General features: G+C 71.9%; 12 protein-coding genes. 9 read left to right on the plus strand and 3 right to left on the minus strand.

Features of this window, described 5'->3' with window-relative positions:
- Positions 1 to 127 precede the first annotated feature (127 nt).
- The 7 genes from rho (at position 128) to K8625_RS15095 (ending at position 8,111) form a co-directional block, all read left to right on the plus strand.
- Positions 128 to 1,678 (plus strand): transcription termination factor Rho, encoded by a 1,551-nt coding sequence (rho, locus tag K8625_RS15065; RefSeq protein WP_223783095.1) that lies wholly within the window; start codon positions 128 to 130, stop codon positions 1,676 to 1,678.
- Between the two features lie 51 nt (positions 1,679 to 1,729).
- A complete protein-coding gene (locus K8625_RS15070; RefSeq protein ID WP_223746618.1) occupies positions 1,730 to 1,999 on the plus strand; it encodes a hypothetical protein in 270 nt (89 codons plus the stop codon).
- A 3-nt stretch (positions 2,000 to 2,002) separates the two neighbouring features.
- A complete protein-coding gene (locus K8625_RS15075) occupies positions 2,003 to 3,892 on the plus strand; it encodes a DUF4129 domain-containing protein (protein WP_223783096.1) in 1,890 nt (629 codons plus the stop codon).
- A gap of 89 nt (positions 3,893 to 3,981) precedes the next feature.
- Complete coding sequence (locus K8625_RS15080; RefSeq protein WP_223783097.1) at positions 3,982 to 5,265, plus strand: DUF4350 domain-containing protein; 1,284 nt, start codon at positions 3,982 to 3,984, stop codon at positions 5,263 to 5,265.
- Complete coding sequence (locus K8625_RS15085) at positions 5,262 to 6,260, plus strand: MoxR family ATPase (RefSeq protein WP_046712731.1); 999 nt, start codon at positions 5,262 to 5,264, stop codon at positions 6,258 to 6,260. The genes K8625_RS15080 and K8625_RS15085 overlap by 4 nt, the downstream gene beginning before the upstream one ends.
- The gene (locus K8625_RS15090; protein WP_223746615.1) at positions 6,257 to 7,564 is read left to right on the plus strand and encodes a DUF58 domain-containing protein; all 1,308 of its coding nucleotides are present in this window, start codon (positions 6,257 to 6,259) and stop codon (positions 7,562 to 7,564) included. Before K8625_RS15085 ends, K8625_RS15090 begins: the two co-directional genes overlap by 4 nt.
- Before the next feature lie 7 nt (positions 7,565 to 7,571).
- Positions 7,572 to 8,111, plus strand: coding sequence for an N-acetyltransferase (locus K8625_RS15095; RefSeq protein WP_223746614.1), 540 nt, complete (start codon positions 7,572 to 7,574; stop codon positions 8,109 to 8,111).
- Here the strand turns inward: K8625_RS15095 and K8625_RS15100 are convergent.
- Both K8625_RS15100 and K8625_RS15105 read right to left on the minus strand, forming a co-directional pair.
- Positions 8,068 to 8,508: an inorganic diphosphatase gene (locus K8625_RS15100; protein ID WP_223746613.1), complete on the minus strand. Its 441-nt coding sequence runs from the start codon at positions 8,506 to 8,508 to the stop codon at positions 8,068 to 8,070. The genes K8625_RS15095 and K8625_RS15100 overlap by 44 nt on opposite strands.
- Positions 8,509 to 8,547: 39 nt before the next feature.
- Positions 8,548 to 9,564, minus strand: a complete 1,017-nt coding sequence (locus tag K8625_RS15105) for a stage II sporulation protein M (protein ID WP_223746612.1) — start codon at positions 9,562 to 9,564, stop codon at positions 8,548 to 8,550.
- 132 nt (positions 9,565 to 9,696) lie between these two features.
- On the opposite strand from K8625_RS15105, the gene K8625_RS15110 reads away from it, so the two are divergent.
- Positions 9,697 to 11,148, plus strand: a complete 1,452-nt coding sequence (locus K8625_RS15110; protein ID WP_223783098.1) for a hypothetical protein — start codon at positions 9,697 to 9,699, stop codon at positions 11,146 to 11,148.
- A 114-nt stretch (positions 11,149 to 11,262) separates the two neighbouring features.
- Here the strand turns inward: K8625_RS15110 and K8625_RS15115 are convergent, their stop codons facing one another.
- The gene (locus tag K8625_RS15115) at positions 11,263 to 12,822 is read right to left on the minus strand and encodes a bifunctional UDP-sugar hydrolase/5'-nucleotidase (RefSeq protein ID WP_223746610.1); all 1,560 of its coding nucleotides are present in this window, start codon (positions 12,820 to 12,822) and stop codon (positions 11,263 to 11,265) included.
- A 204-nt stretch (positions 12,823 to 13,026) separates the two neighbouring features.
- Between K8625_RS15115 and K8625_RS15120 the strand changes: the two genes are divergently transcribed.
- A complete protein-coding gene (locus K8625_RS15120) occupies positions 13,027 to 14,991 on the plus strand; it encodes a hypothetical protein (RefSeq protein ID WP_370641914.1) in 1,965 nt (654 codons plus the stop codon).
- Positions 14,992 to 15,239: the final 248 nt, after the last annotated feature.

Genomic DNA, 15,239 nt, shown 5'->3' on the forward strand with positions numbered 1-15,239 from the left:
GGTTCGGCCTTTCGCGTATCTCGAAGGCCCCGCGCCCGGCTTCCTGTCCCACAGCCTGAGTCACCCTGCGTCCCCCCGCCCTCCCCTCGGGATGGCCCGTGAGGGGCGCACACGGTCTGGAAACCTCATGAGCGAAAACTCCGATAACCGCGACCCCCGTGATGCCACCCCGCCGCCCGCGGCTGCCCGTCCCGTCCCTCCTCCCGAGGCGGATGACGACGGCGACGAAGGCGACGACGAGGGTGGCGACGAGGGCGAAGGCGGAGGCGCCTCCGCGTCGGGCGGCCAGCCCGGTCAGCCCGGGGGACGCCGCCGCCGTCGGCGCCGTCGTCGTCGTGGCGCGCAGGTGCTCTTCACGCCGGAGGGTCAGGCGTACCGCATGACGGCGGGCCCGGACGGCCAGCAGGTCCAGGTCTTCCTGACGCCGCAGGAGTTGGAGCAGTACAAGCAGCGCCAGGCGCAGCAGCAACAGCAGGGCCAGCAGCAGCCCCAGCAACAGCAGCAGCATCAGGGCCACGGCGGCGGCCAGCAGCATCAGCGCCAGCACCACGGCGGCCAGGGTCAGGCGCAGCAGCAGTCCAACCTGGCGCCGGTGGAGGGCGTGCTGGACACCGAGGTCAAGGGGCCCAACGCGTTCCTGCGCCAGCTCAAGCGCAACCTGCTGGCGGCGCCGGACGACCCGGAGCTGCCCAAGAACCTGGTGCAGAAGCTGCGGCTGCGTCAGGGCCAGTACCTGACGGCCTTCGCGCAGATGCGCGGCAACAAGGGCATCATCCAGAAGGTGGACACGGTGGACGGCCGCCCGCTGGAGGGCGTGTCCCGGCTGCCGCACTTCGCGGACCTGACGTCGGTGGACCCCACCGAGCGGCTCAAGCTGGAGAACGGTCACAAGGAGATGGTGACCCGGGTGCTGGACCTCATCTCGCCCATCGGCAAGGGACAGCGCGCGCTCATCGTCGCGCCCCCGAAGACGGGCAAGACCATCATGCTCCAGCGCATCGCCCAGGCGGTCATCTCCAACCACCCGGAGGCGCACGTCATGGTGGTGCTCATCGACGAGCGGCCCGAGGAAGTGACGGACATGCGCCGCAGCATCAAGGCGGAGGTGCTCGCGTCCAGCTCGGACCGGCCCACCGGGGACCACCTCAAGGTGGCGGAGCTGGCGCTGGAGCGCGCCCGGCGCCTGGTGGAGACGGGCAAGGACGTGGTCATCCTGCTGGACTCGATTACACGGCTGGCGCGCGCCTTCAACAAGGAGGTCGACAACTCCGGCCGCACCATGTCCGGCGGCGTGGACAGCCGCGCGCTGGAGCGCCCCAAGCGCATCTTCGGCGCCGCGCGGGCGACCGAGGAGGCGGGCTCGCTCACCATCATCGGCACGGCGCTCATCGACACCGGCAGCCGCATGGACGAGGTCATCTTCGAGGAGTTCAAGGGCACGGGTAACTCCGAGGTCACCCTGGACCGCCTGCTCGCCGAGAAGCGCGTCTTCCCCGCGGTCAACATCGCCCAGTCCGGCACGCGCAAGGAGGAGAAGCTCTTCACCCAGCGCGAGTACGAGAAGGTGAAGAAGCTGCGGCAGATGCTCTTCGCGGTGAAGCCCGTGGAGGCGATGGAGGCCCTGGTGAAGCGGCTGTCGCGCTACACCTACAACGACGAGTTCCTCGACGAGCTCTGAGCCGCGCGCTGGGGGTGGTGTGGCGGGCCCGGCTCTGCTTAAGGTGGCGGCATGATTCAGGGCTCGGGCCGCTGCCACTACCACCCGGAGCGCGCCGGCCTCGGTGTCTGCGTGGAGTGCCGGCGGGTCATCTGCCGGGAGTGCACCACGCAGTTCGAGGGCATCAACCGCTGCGCGAGCTGCCTGGGGCGACGCCTCCAGGCGCTCGAGGGCCCCGCCGAGCGACGCGAGTGGACGGTCGGCAGCGGCCTGCTCGCCGTGGCGGGCCTGGGCATCGTCTGGGGGGCGGTCTACATGACGCTCCACCTGGTGATGGGCTGAGCCATGGCCGTCTCCGCGCTCGAGTTGCGGCCCCGGAACGCCATCGCGGTGATGGACGCGGCGCTGCGCCTGTGCGCCCGGAGCACGGGCGTCTGGGCCCTCACGCTGCCGGGGGGAGCCGCCGTCATCGCGTCCGTGCTGTACCTGGCGGAGGCGGCGCGGATGGGGCACTCGCTGGTGCTGCCGTCGCTGGCGTTCACCCTCGCGTGGTTCGCGCGGGGCGTGGGCCAGAGCGCGGCCGCGCACCATGTGCAGGCGGTGTTGCTGGGCCCGGCGGAGCCCACCACGTGGGCCTCGCTGAAGGCGGTGCTGGCAAGGCTGCCCTCGATCTTCGTCGCGGTGGCGTACCTCTTCGTCTTCAACTGGCTGCTGTTCAACCTGACGCTGGGCATCGCGTTCTTCGTCGTGTCGGCGCAGAGCGTGGGCTACGCGGCCGTGATGGAGGGGCGCGGCTCGGTGCTGCGGCTGTACGGGCAGTGCTCGCGGCTCCTGGGCCCGGCGCGAGGCACGGCGCTGAAGGTGCGCTTCCTCATGTCCGTGCAGGTGCTGGTGTTCTTCAACCTGCACATCGGCCTGAACTTCCTGCTCATGATGGCGCGCAAGCTGTTGGGCGTGGACCTGACGTTCGCGGAGCGTTACGCCTCGCTGGACAACATGCCGTGGCTGCTGTTCCTGGCCGCCCTCACCTTCACGCTGTTCGAGCCCGTGCGCGCCGCGACGGCCACGCTGCTGCTCGTCGACGGGCGCGTGCGCCAGGAGGGGTTGGACCTGCTGGCCGCGGCGCAGCAGCTGCCCCCGCGCTCCACGGGCAAGCCCCTGGGACAGCGGAGCGCGGCGATGCTCGCGGTGGTGTTGGGGCTGGGGCTGCTGACGGGCACGCCGGCGCGGGCGCAGGAGGACGCGCCTCGCGCGCCGGTGACGTCGAGCCGCGAGGCCGTGCGTCGGCTGGGCCAGGTGGCCACGGTGTGCGAGGGCGCGGGTCCGGAGGAGGACGCGCGCTTCGAGAAGCTGGGGGCGCTGGGGACGGGTGAGCGCGGCAAGCTGGACCGGCTGGTGCGCGCGGTGGAGCGGCAGGCCTACGACGACGAGGACTGTGACTCGGCGCTCGGCACGCTGGAGCAGGGGCTGGAGCAGGGCTCGCGGACGGTGCAGGCGCAGGCGGCCGTGGATGCGCGACAGGCCTCGGCGCGGGCGCGGGACATCCTGGCGCGGCCGGAGTTCGCGGTGGCGCCGCCGGTGGAGAAGGCCGCCGAGGAGCCCCCGGAGCCAACCCAGCCTCCCGACTGGTGGCGCCGCTTCACGACCTGGCTGGGGGAGTTCCTCAAGAAGCTCTTCGAGCGGGACGAGGCGCCGCCCACGCGGAACTTCACGCCGCCCGTCGTGTCCGGTGGCGCCGTGGCCAACACGCTGGTGGTGGTCATCGCGACGCTGACGGTGGCGGTGCTGCTGTATGTGCTCTGGAGCGCGCTGAAGAAGAACGTGCGCCGCAAGGCGGGCGAGGGGCTGGAGGTGTCCACCCTGGACGCCTCGACGCTCGCGGGGGACGCGGGCCATGCGCTGTCGCGTCCGCCGGAGGGCTGGGCGCAGCTCGCGGACGAGCTGGCCGCGAAGGGCGAGTATCGCGAGGCGGTGCGCAGCCTCTACCTGGCACTGCTGTCCCGACTGCACCGCGACGGCGCGATCCTCTACGACGTGACGCTGTCCAACTGGGACTACCTGAGCCAGTTCAAGGGGCGCATGGAGTGGAAGCCCCGCTTCCGGGAGCTGACGCTGCGCTTCGACTTCGCGTGGTACGGCAACACGCCGGTGGGCAGCAGCGGCTACCAGGAGTTCCGCGCCCTCAGCGCGCCGATGCTCGCCGCCCCCACGCCCCAGGAGGCCGCCGGTGCGTGACCGCCGCCTCGAGCTGATGGTGGGCCATGGGGTGCTCGCCGTGGTCAGTACGTCGATGCGCACCGCGCGCCCTCGCCGGGAGGCCGCCGGTGCGTGACCGCCTCCCATTGCTCGCGGTGGGCGGCCTGGTGCTCACCGTGGTGCTCGGTTCGATGCTGATCTCGAGCGCGCGTCGTGGCGAGTTCGCCGACACGCTGTCCACCTACCGCGCGCAGGAAGATGGCGCGCGCGCGCTGTACCTCCTGGCGGAGGAGAGCGGCCTGCCGGTGACTCGCCGCATGGCGGACCTGCGCATCGGCACGACGGGCTCGACGACACCGGTGCTGCTCGCGGTGGAGGTGCAGGGCGCTCGCGAGGATGACCTGGAGCAGACGCAGCTCGCCGCCGAGCCGGACGCCGGTCTGGGTGACGAGGACGTGCCGCGCACGGGCTTCAACACCTTCCGCGCCAGCGCACTCGACGACCGCGAGGTGACGGAGCTGCTCACGCACGTGTCCGCGGGCGGCTCCGCCGTCTACGTCCCCTGGGGCTCGCGGGAGAACCCGCTGCTCGACGCCTTGAGCGTGAAGCTCATCAAGGCCGACACGACGCTGCCCATGCGCACGCTGGTGCCCCCCTTCCCCTCCCCCTACACGCTCGGCGTGGAGCGGGTGGAGGTGAAGGTGCAGGCGTACCTGGAGCTGCCGACGACCGCGGTGCCGGTCCTCGAGGACGAGCGCCTGGGACGCATGGTGGCGGCGGTGGTGCCTCACGGCCAGGGCCGGGTGCTGGTGCTGGGCGCACCGGAGCTGGCGATGAACGTGGCGCTGTCGCGCGCGGACAACGCGCAGTTCTGGCTCTCCGCCCTGGCGGCGCTGGGCCCCGGCCCGTACGAGTTCGACGAGTTCCACCACGGCTTCACCAACGAGCGCTCCGTCGTCGACTTCGCGCGCCGCTACGGCCTGCACTTCGCGGTGCTCCAGCTGCTCGCGGGCGTGGCGCTGTGGTCCGTGGCGCTCAAGCGCTTCGGCCGCCCCCGCCCTCCGCCCGAGTCCGTGCGCGTGGGCGCCACCGATGCCCTGTTCGCCATGGCGCGGCTGTACCGCGAGGGACGCCACCACGGCTTCGCGGCGAAGCTGGTCGCCCGAGGGCTCACCCAGGAGTTCGCGCTGCACGCGGGCCTGCCCGCGCACGCGGCGCCCAAGGCCGTCTCGGAGGCGCTGCAGGAGCGCGGCCGGGAGGACCTCGCGCGCGGCCTGCGCGAAGTGGTCGGCCGGGCCGACACGGTGAACAACGACTCCGACCTCCAGCAGCTCACCGCGCGAGCGGCCACGCTGCGGCAAGGTCTCCACCCCGCCGGCCAGGCCCGGCGCAGCACTTCCGGTACCCCATGAACGCGAACGACCCCGCCTCCCCGCTCGTCCAGACCGGCTCCGCCGTGCAGGCCGCCCATGCCATCCGCGAGGGCGTGCTGCGCGAGGTGCGCAAGGCCGTGGTGGGCCAGGACGAGGTGCTGGAGCTGATGCTCTGCGGCCTCATCGCCGGCGGCCACGTGCTGCTGGAGGGCGTGCCCGGCGTGGCCAAGACGCTGATGGCCAAGGCGCTCGCGCGCAGCATCGGCTCGGACTTCAAGCGCATCCAGTTCACCCCGGACCTGATGCCCGCGGACATCCTGGGCACCAGCGTGTTCGACTTGAAGTCCCAGGGCTTCGTGCTCGTGAAGGGCCCCATCTTCACGGACCTGCTGCTGGCCGATGAAATCAACCGCGCCCCGGCCAAGACGCAGTCCGCGCTGCTGGAGGCCATGCAGGAGCGCGGCGTCTCGCTCGAGGGCCGAAACCTGCCGCTGTCCCCCCTCTTCACGGTGTTCGCCACGCAGAACCCGGTGGAGTCGGAGGGCACGTACCCGCTGCCCGAGGCGCAGCTGGACCGCTTCCTCCTGAAGATCGACGTGGGCTACCCCGCGCCCGAGGAGGAGGACGCCATCCTCGCCTCCGTGCACCGCGGCTTCGACGCCGGCGACCTGGCGCGCGCGGGGGTGCGCCCGGCGGTGACGAAGGAGGGCCTCCTGGGTGCGCGCGCCGCGCTCAACGAGGTCAACGTGGAGCCGCCGGTGCTGGGCTACATCCGCAAGCTGGTGGCGGCGACGCGGACCTCCAGTCGCATCCGCCTGGGCGCGGGTCCTCGCGCGGGCGTGCACCTCTTGCTCGCGTCCAAGGCCCTGGCCGCCCTGCGCGGGCGCAACTTCGTCACGCCGGACGACGTGCGCTTCCTGGCGGGCCCCGTGCTGAAGCACCGGCTGCTGCTGTCGCCGGACGCGGAGCTGGACGGAGCCACGCCGTCGGACGTGCTGCGCGAGGTGGTGCAGGCGGTGGAGGTCCCCCGGTGATTCCGACCGGGCGCCTCTGGGCGCTGTTCGCGCTGCTGGCCGTGCCCATGATGGCCGCGGGGTTCTTCCCCGGCCTGGGCGGCGCCGTGCTGGCGTTGGACGCGCTGGCCCTGGCGCTCGCCGTGCTGGACTTCCTGTGGGCGCGCGCGGTGCGGCTGGAGGCGCGGCGCGTGTTGCCGCAGCGGCTCAACGTGGGCGTGCCCAACAAGGTGGAGCTGCGGCTGGTGCACCGGGGCGGCCGGACGGCCCGGGTGCGCGTCAAGGACGGCGTGCCGGAGTCCTTCACCGCCGTGCCCGACGAGGCCACGCTGGAGCTGCCCCCGGACAGCGAGACGCGCTGGGTGTACCGGGTGACGCCCGCGAGGCGAGGCCGCTTCGACTTCACGGAGGTGACCGCGCGCGTGTCGGGCCCGCTGGGGCTCGTCCTCCACGAGCGCGTGTTCCCCACCACGCAGACCCTCTCGGTGTACCCGGACCTGCGAGGCGCCAGCCGACTGCTCCTGTCCGGCGCCGCGCTGGACCTGGTGAACCTGGGCCTGCGGCAACTTCGCCGTGACGGACGCGGCAGTGAGTTCGCGCGACTGCGCGACTACGCGCAGGGAGACAGCGCGCGCGACGTGGACTGGAAGGCCACGGCCCGTCGCGGACGGCCGGTGACGCGGGTGCTGGAGTCGGAGCGCTCGCAGTCCATCCTCATCTGCGTGGACGCGGGCCGCTCCATGGCCGCGCAGGTGGACGGGCTCACCAAGCTGGACCACGCGGTGAACGCCGCGCTCTTCCTGGCCTTCGTCGCCGTGCGCAACGGAGACCGGGTGGGGCTCGCCGTCTTCGCCGACGGCGTGAAGACGTACCTGCCGCCCGCGGCGGGGCGCACGCAGTACCGGAAGATGGTGGACGCGCTCTACTCCACGACGCCCAGCCTCACGTACGTGGATTATCTGGCCCTCTTCAAGGAGCTGAACGTCCGCCTCACGCGGCGCAGCCTGCTGTGCGTCTTCACGGACTTCCTCGACGAGGAGCAGGCGTCCACCATGGTGGCCCCGCTCCACCGGCTCGCGCGGCGGCACGTGCCCCTGTGCTTGTCGGTGAAGGACACGGCGCTGCAGAAGCTCCTGCGCACGCCGCCTCCGGGCCCCGAGGAGTCTTTCCAGCACGCGGTGGCCTCGGAGCTGCTCACGGACCGCGAGGTGCTCAAGGCGCGGGTGAGCCAGGGTGGCGTGCAGATGCTCGACGTGCAGCCGGATGACCTGAGCCTCGCGGCCGTCAACCGCTACCTCGACATCAAGGCCCGGGGCGTCCTCTAACCCCGCCATGCACCCGCTCTTTCAATCCGGCGACGTCGCCGCGCACCGCATCGGCGACGCCGAGGCCGAGCGCTTCCAGCCGCTGATGGAGCGCTGCGAGGACTTCTTCCGTCTGTGCTACGGCCGCCCCGCGCGTGCGGACGAGGCCCTTCGACTCACCCTGGAGCGTCCTCCTGGCGTGACGCCCGAGGAGGGGCACCTGCTCGCCCTCGTGGACCCGACGGGCGCGTGGGTGGGCCTCTTCGAGGGGCTCCAGGACTTCCCGACGCGAGGCGAGGCGTACCTCGGCCTGCTGCTCCTGGAGCCCGGGGCGCGGGGACACGGGCTGGGCGCGGGGTTGCTCGCGGGCTACGAGGACTGGCTGCGCGCCTCGGGCCAGCACGTGCTGCGCGTGGGCGTGGCCGAGCCCAACCCGGCGGCGCTGCGCTTCTGGACGCGCGAGGGCTTCCAGCCGGAGACGTGGGTGGGGCCGATGGCGCTGGGCGAGCTGAGCTACCGCGTCCTCAGGATGCGGAAGACACTGACGGAACCGGCAGCCACCCCGTGAAGCGGGTGTCGGTGTCGTTGCCGCGCACCAGGTGCAGGCCCCGCTTGAAGAGCGCGTAGACGCGGAAGAAGGACTCCAGTCCCGCGCGCTCGGCGGCGCTCATCGGGGCCGCGCCGCAAATCACCTTCGGGTCGCCCCGCCCCGAGTCGACGAAGCCCAGCACGCCCACCACCGGCAGCCGCACCCGCTGCCCGCGAGCGAGCCGCGCGCCCAGCACCACCGCGTCGAGCGGGTCTCCATCATCCGCCACGAGCCCCGGGATGCTGCCGTAGTTGTACGGACACGGCACCGGCGACACGAAGTCCACCGAGCCATCCGCCCGCCGCTTCACGAACGAGAAGCGGGGGCACTCGATGAGGACCTCGGGCAGGGGCGGCAGCGGGGGCAGGAGCAGCACCCGCCCCGTGTAGCACGGCCCCGTCGCCCACGATGCCCGTCAGGACGCCGGGGGAGCGTCCGGGCCCGGCCCGGCCGGGTGGGAGTCTCGGAGCCAGTCCGAGAACAGGTACGCATAGACGCCCGAGCCCACCACCAGGGCGAACGTCACCTTGAAGGCCACCGACAGCCTGGGCGGATGGATCTGCGACACGGTGCCCTCGATGAAGCCCGCGAGCACGAACAGCGCGAGCGTCCCGAACAGCAGCTTCACCGCCGTCACCGCCTCCAGGCGCAGCGCCTGTCCCCGGGTGAGACCCTTGGGGGCCACCAGCCCGCGCGCGATGACGAGCCCCGCCGCGCCCGCGATGCAGATGGCCGTCACCTCGGGGATGCCGTGCGGGAGGATCCACGCCCAGAACCAGCCGGCCATGCCCTTCGCCGCGTACACCTGCGCCAGCGCCCCCAGGAACAGTCCATTGACGAACAGCATGATGGCCGTGCCCAACCCCAGCGTCACGCCCAGGGCGAAGGCCAGGAAGGCCACCTGGATGTTGTGCGTGAAGAGGTACGATGAGAAATGGGCCTGCTGGTCGGCCGTCATCCCCTCGCCCTTCGCCTCGTCGGCGGCGCGCTGGACGGGGTCCAGGTCCAGGTGCTCGGCGGGCACCAGGTAGTGCGCCGCCTCCGGGTCCACCAGCATCCCCAGGTAGCCGAAGCCCCCGCCCGCGAGGAACAGCAGCACCGCGGCGAGGTACATGCGCACCTCGCGGTGGAAGAGCGCCGGGAAGCCCCGGGCCACGAAGCCCCACACGTCCGCGAACCGGGGACGCCGCCCCGGGTAGGTCAGCGCATAGGCCCGGCCCACCAAATCATTGAGGTACGCGCTCACGTCCGCCGAACCGCTGCGCGCCCGGACCCAGAGCAGGTCGCTCGACACGGCGCGGTAGAGCTTCCCCAGCGTCCGCGCGTCCTCCAGGCTCAGGCCCCGGAGGCCCCGGGTCTCCGACTGGTCCAGCAGCCGTTCGAGCTTCTCCCAGCGAGGCCGGCGCGACGCGATGAACTCCGCCATCTCCATGACGACACTCTAGCCCAGCGAGGAGGGATGCCCACCCTGCCCTACGGGCGTCAGTTGTGGGAAAACAGGAACATGACGTGTCGGCTGGCGTTGCTGGGGTGCCTTCTGGCCTGTGTGACGGGGTGCAGCTCCATGCGAGCACTGTGCCCCCTCGAGGGCGGCCGCCCCTGGGTGGAGGTGAAGAGCCCGCACTTCACCGTCCGCACGAACCTGGACGCGGAGACGTCCGCCGAGGCCGCGCGGGAGCTGGAGCTGATGCGCCAGGGCCTGCTGCAGGCCTGGGGCGGCAGCTTCGACCCGCCGGGCACGGTGGAGGTCATCGTCCTGCGCAACCGCCGGGAGCTCTCCGAGTTCACCCAGGTCAGCATCGAGGGCTTCTCCGCGACGATGGCCGAGGGCCCCGTGCTGGTGATGGCGGGCCACAGCTACGCGCTCAGCGAGGAGGGCGCGGACATCTCCACGCAGGCCCACGAGCTGACGCACTACCTCTCCCAGTTCGCGCTGGTGCGTCAGCCCCGCTGGCTGTCCGAGGGGCTGGCCACCTACCTGGAGACCATCGCCCTCAAGCCGGAGAAGCAGGAGGTGGTGCTGGGGGCGAAGCACGGCCCCTTCCTGGACATCGCCCGGCGCCAGGGCTGGCGCACGCTGGACGAGCTGTGGGAGTGGGACCGCCGCGGGCCGATGAGCAGCGCCGAGTCCCAGCAGTACTACGTGTCCGCGTGGCTCTGGGTGCACTTCTTCATCAGCCAGCACGCCGAGCGCTTCGAGCGCTTCCAGAAGCGGCTGATGGGCGGGGAGGACCCGCGCGTCGCCTGGGATGCGGCGTTCCACGGAGTGAAGGACCTGGCCGGACAGGTCCACGCCTACGCCCTGGGCACGGTGCCCATGCGCTCCCCGACCATCACCGCGCCGCTGCTGCCCGTCTCCGGGGACATCGACATCCGGCCCCTGGAGCCCGCGGAGGTGCACGCCATCCGCGCGCGCCTCTTCCTGATGACGCCGGGAGGCGCCACCCCCGAGGAGCGGCTGGAGAAGGCCGAGTTCGAGATGGCCCAGGCGCTGAAGGAGGACCCGGGCAACCTCACCGTGGCCCTGCTGCGCATCCGCAACACGGCCGAGCCGCAGGAGCAACTGGAGCTCGCGAGGGAGCTGGTGGGCCGCAGGCCCGAGAGCGGCAGGGCGTGGGACGCGCTCGCCCAGGCGCTGGATGCCGCGGGCTACGCGACGGAGGAACAGGAGGCCGCGAGGCTGCGCGCGGTGGAGTTGATTCCCGACAACGTCGCCGCGCAGGAGGGGCTCGCCCGCTACTACGCGCGCACGGCCCAGCCCGAGCGGGGACTGGCGGCGGCGCAGCGGGCCCTCGCCCTCGCGCCGGGGAACGCGAGCGTGCTGGACACGTACTCCACCATCCTCTTCCAGCTCGGCCGGTGCCAGGAGGCGCTCGCCACGCAGCAGCTCGCGGTGGAGGTCCTCTACGAGGGCACGCCGGTGCGGCTGAGCCAGACGGTGCACGACACGCTGGCCCGCTATGAGGCCGTGTGCGGCGCCGCACCTTCGGCGACCTCGCCCATCGGCGGCGAGTAGCCGCGCAGCCCAGGCCCCCGGGGCCACGTCCCCTGGGGCCCGCAACGACGAAGCGCCGGAGGAGCCCAGGTGGGAGCTCGTCCGGCGCCTCGTGGAGCCGCGCGTGGGCGCGGGTTACTTCAGCTGCTTCTCCAGCGGCTTCTTCTCGTTGGAGTCGAGCTGCTTGGTCCAGTCCACCACGGGCGTCTGCCACGCCATGCCCGTCTCGGTGGGCTCGGGGGCCAGCTTCTCGAACTCGAAGCCGTCACCGCCGAAGTACAGGTATTCGACGGTGGCGACCGTGTACTCCTTCGCGGGGTCCAGCGCCTTGCCCTTGGCGTCCTTGAACTTGCCCTTGCCCGCGGCGGTGAAGCCGGAGATGAGCGCGTTGGGGTTGGCCAGCTGCTTGGCCAGGTCCTCGCCCTTGAGCTTCACGACGAGCAGCGAGTTCTCGAACGGCATCACCGTGTAGATGCTGCCGCGAGTCACCGGGCCCGCCGGCAGGTCGCCGCGGATGCCGCCCTTGTTGAGGATGGCCGCGTCGGTGCCGAGCGACTCGCGCACCGCGCCCGCGACCCACTTCGCCATCTGCGGCGAGGCCTGGGGGATGCCCGTCTTGGTGAAGCCGATCTGCTGGCCCAGCACCTCGTCGAGCTGCGCCTTCCACTTGGCGACCAGCTGCGCGGTCTCGGCGTCGGGCGTGCCACCGGCCACGTCGACGAGCTTGCCCTCGAACTGGGTGACCTTCTCGCCCGCGGGCTTCGCCGGGTCGAAGGTGATGTGCGCGCGCAGGTACTTGGAGAAGCCGCGGTCCAGCGACGCGAAGATGGTGCCGTTCTCCTTCGAGTACACCTGCGCGGGGCAGCGGCCGCCGGCCACGAGCGCAAGCTTCCACTCGGGGTGCTTGGCGACCACCGGCTGAAGCTCGGTGACGCACGTGTCGGCCACGACGACGACGGTGTCCGCGCCGGCCTTGCGGGCCTCGGGGACGGCGCTGGCGAGCGCCTCCTCGTAACCGGTGACCTCGAGCCCGTCGGCGCGGCCGGCCATCGCCGTGCGCACGGTCTTCTCGGAGGCCAGGCCCACCACGCCGATCTTCAGGCCGCGACGGTCGAACACCTGGAACGCGGGCAGGGACATGTCACCCGCGAGCGCCGGGTCCTTCACGCGCAGATTGGCGGCGAGGAAGGGGAAGCCGCCGGAGGCGCGGTTCTTGAGGAAGGCCTCCTTGCCGAACGCCAGCTCGTGGTTGCCCATGGCGGAGGCGGCGTAGCCCATGCGGCCCATGACCTCGGCCGTGGGGGCGCCCAGGAAGAAGGACGACAGGGCGGGCCCGTTCCAGTGGTCACCGGTGGCGAGCGCCAGGGTGCCCGAGTCCGCGCACGTGGCCTGGCCATCCTTCACGGGGCCCGGACAGTGCTTCTCGTTGTTCACCCATTGCCCGAGCAGCTCGGCGGCGCCGCCCTTGCCCTCGACGGGCTGGAGCTGGCCGAAGGTGCCGCCGGTGACCAGCAGCGTGACCTCGCTGGGCACCGCGGGCTTCGCGGGAGCGGCGTCCGGCTGTTCGGTGGCGGGCGCGGCGGGGGGAGGACTGCTCTTCTCGCAGCCGGCCAGAGCGCCGAGCGCGAGGACCAGCACGCCAGACAGGCGCGACTGGCGGGAGGGACGGAAGCGATAGCAGGGGGTCGAGTTCACAGCAGCGCCGTTTAGCACAACTCCGGACGTGATACGGTGGCCGGCGTGTCGGATCATTCGGCCCCTGAAGCCCCACCCTCACGCCGAGGAGAGCAGAGTCAGGACGCGGCGCGCGGGGAGAACCCTTCCGGTCGTACCTCGACCCAGCATTTCTGGGAAGAACTGCAAAAGGGAGCCACCCACTTCCAGGAGCATGGCTCCGGTGTGGGCCAGCAGGGTCGGCTGAGGCAGTTCGCGCATGGGATGAGCCTGCCGTTCCACATCGCCCGGGCCTTGTTGGCGGACTCCGCCGCGCGCTCCCGGTACCTGCGTGTGGGGATGATGCAGACGATGGTCGCCCTGGCGCTCGCGCTGACGTGCATGGGGTCGGCGAAGAAGGCCGCGAACGCGGTGGACGAGCGACGGGACGCGGCCGTCGAGGCGGAGGTCTCCCGGGTCATCCAGGCGGCCGCGCACGCCATGGCGGAGGACAAGGCGAAGGACGTCGACCCGGAGGTGATGGAGCGCCTGCGCGAGCGGCGCCGACGACGCATCGCCGCCCGGGAGCGTGAGAAGCAGGAGGCCTCCGCGGGCCCCCAGGCCGGGGAGGAGACCTCCGTGGCACGGGGCACGGCCGTCGCAGAGGCCGAGGCCGCCGAGCAGGGTGACGGGGATGAGCCCGCGGAAGCGCAGGCGGCGCCGGGTGACGAAGAGGCGGCCGCTGAACAGGAGCAAGGCTCCGGGACGGTGGCGCCAACGCACTTCGCGAAGAAGCCTGGCTCGATGTCCTCAGCTGGAACGACCGAGACCGCGTCGGCAGAGAAGTCCGCGAAGCCAGGAGACGAAACCCGTGGAGGGGAGCGCCAGGCACCGGCCTCCGAGAAGCACGCGGCCCCTCAAGCCACGAAGCCGGACGAACCCCCGGCCTCCGAGAACAAGGCTCGACCTTCCGAGAAACTCGCGGCAGCGGCGGAGCCGGCGGATGAGCGTCCGGCCTCCGAGAACTCGGCGCGAGATTCCCAGGCCCCTGCGGGGGCAGGGCTCGCGGAGACCGCCATCCCGGGCGCGCGTCCGATGGGGTCAGGAGCCATCGCGGACGACACCCTCAAGGCCCCGGCGAGCACCGAGGCCGTGCTGGATGACGTGGACTCTCTGCCCCCCGACGTGCGCGAGAGCCTCAAGGCCGCGAGCGCCGCCATGCAGCAGGCCCTGGAGGCCGAGGCCGCGCGCGACAAGGCCCTCGAGCAGCGGGTTCGCGACGTCGAGGCCGCGGCGAGCGGACAGGGCGACGGGGGACCGTCTCTCGCGAGTGCGCTGGGAGCGCTCATCGCCGAGGCGATCACGACGGAGGTCCAGCAGGGCGGCGCCGAGGCCCCCTCTGACGGCGGCGTCGCGGGAGCCCCCTCGTCGAGCGAGCCCCGGAAGAAGGTCCATCCCCCTCCGCCGGAGGAGGACGCCCTGCCCTTCCTCTCGTACAAGGGCTTCTCGTTGCTCAGCCTGCCGTTCTGGATCGCCCTGTTCGCGGCGATGCAGCTCGCGCAGTGGGTCATCATCGCGCTCTCACGCGACTACCACGACGTCATCTCGCGCGACGCGAGCCTGCTCACGCGCATCGAGCCGGAGGACGAGGCCTTCACGCCACACGTCCGGCTGAACGTGCAGTGGCTGCGCAAGAAGGTCCAGCGTCGGGTGCGCGCGATGCTCCTGTTCGCGGTGGGAGTCCCGGCCGCGGTCTTCGTCGCCTCGCCCTTGTTCTGCACGGGCCTGAGCGGCCCGTTGCTCACGGCGATCACCTCGCTGTGGGGCATGTGGTGGCTGATGGTGTTCACCGCCGCCAAGAGCTGCCGCGCCTGGGATGAAGTGGAGGGCCAGCGGCCTCCGTGGTTCCTGCGCGCGTGGACGACGCTCACCACCCGTGTGCCGGGCCTGCGGTGGGGGATTCTCCAGCGCTACGGCGCCATGTGGACCCAGCGCACGAGCGAGGTCTACGCGCCCGTCGCCTCGGTGGAGCGCCACCCCTGGGCGTATGCGGGGCTGTCGCTGGTCCGCTTCGTGGGCTCCTTCGCTCCGCTGAAGTTCTTCGTGCGGCCGCTCATCCCGGTGGCCTCCGCGCACATCCTCCAGCACGAGCGTGCCCGCCGGCTCCCTCCCTCCAGCCCGGACCAGGACCACCCGGCCAAGGACTCCTGAGAGAGCGCGCCTCGTCACGGGGCGCAACGAACGACGCCGCCACCGCCACTCAGGCATCAACCTCACGGGCAGCCGCACGAAGCAGTCGGCACCTGGTCCCAGAGAAGCCGGAGCGCGGCGAGCCACTCAGGTGTCGCCGCCCCGGGAGCATGTCTACGTCATCGGCCCCAAGCCCTCGGACACGGCCCCCGCGGGCAGCGCCACGAACCCGTCGGCTCGAAGCCCTCGGTCAACCCGAGCACGCCGAG

It is taken from the genome of Myxococcus sp. AS-1-15, from assembly GCF_020037055.1.
In the GTDB taxonomy this organism is placed as follows: domain Bacteria; phylum Myxococcota; class Myxococcia; order Myxococcales; family Myxococcaceae; genus Myxococcus; species Myxococcus fulvus.

Excerpts from the sequence above, each read along its gene's own strand:
- K8625_RS15105 (WP_223746612.1), bottom strand. The coding sequence starts at position 9,564 with ATGGAGATGGCGGAGTTCATCGCGTCGCGCCGGCCTCGCTGGGAGAAG.
- K8625_RS15110 (WP_223783098.1), top strand. The coding sequence starts at position 9,697 with ATGCGAGCACTGTGCCCCCTCGAGGGCGGCCGCCCCTGGGTGGAGGTG.
- K8625_RS15070 (WP_223746618.1), top strand. The coding sequence starts at position 1,730 with ATGATTCAGGGCTCGGGCCGCTGCCACTACCACCCGGAGCGCGCCGGC.
- rho (WP_223783095.1), top strand. The coding sequence starts at position 128 with ATGAGCGAAAACTCCGATAACCGCGACCCCCGTGATGCCACCCCGCCG.
- K8625_RS15085 (WP_046712731.1), top strand. The coding sequence starts at position 5,262 with ATGAACGCGAACGACCCCGCCTCCCCGCTCGTCCAGACCGGCTCCGCC.
- K8625_RS15095 (WP_223746614.1), top strand. The coding sequence starts at position 7,572 with ATGCACCCGCTCTTTCAATCCGGCGACGTCGCCGCGCACCGCATCGGC.
- K8625_RS15075 (WP_223783096.1), top strand. The coding sequence starts at position 2,003 with ATGGCCGTCTCCGCGCTCGAGTTGCGGCCCCGGAACGCCATCGCGGTG.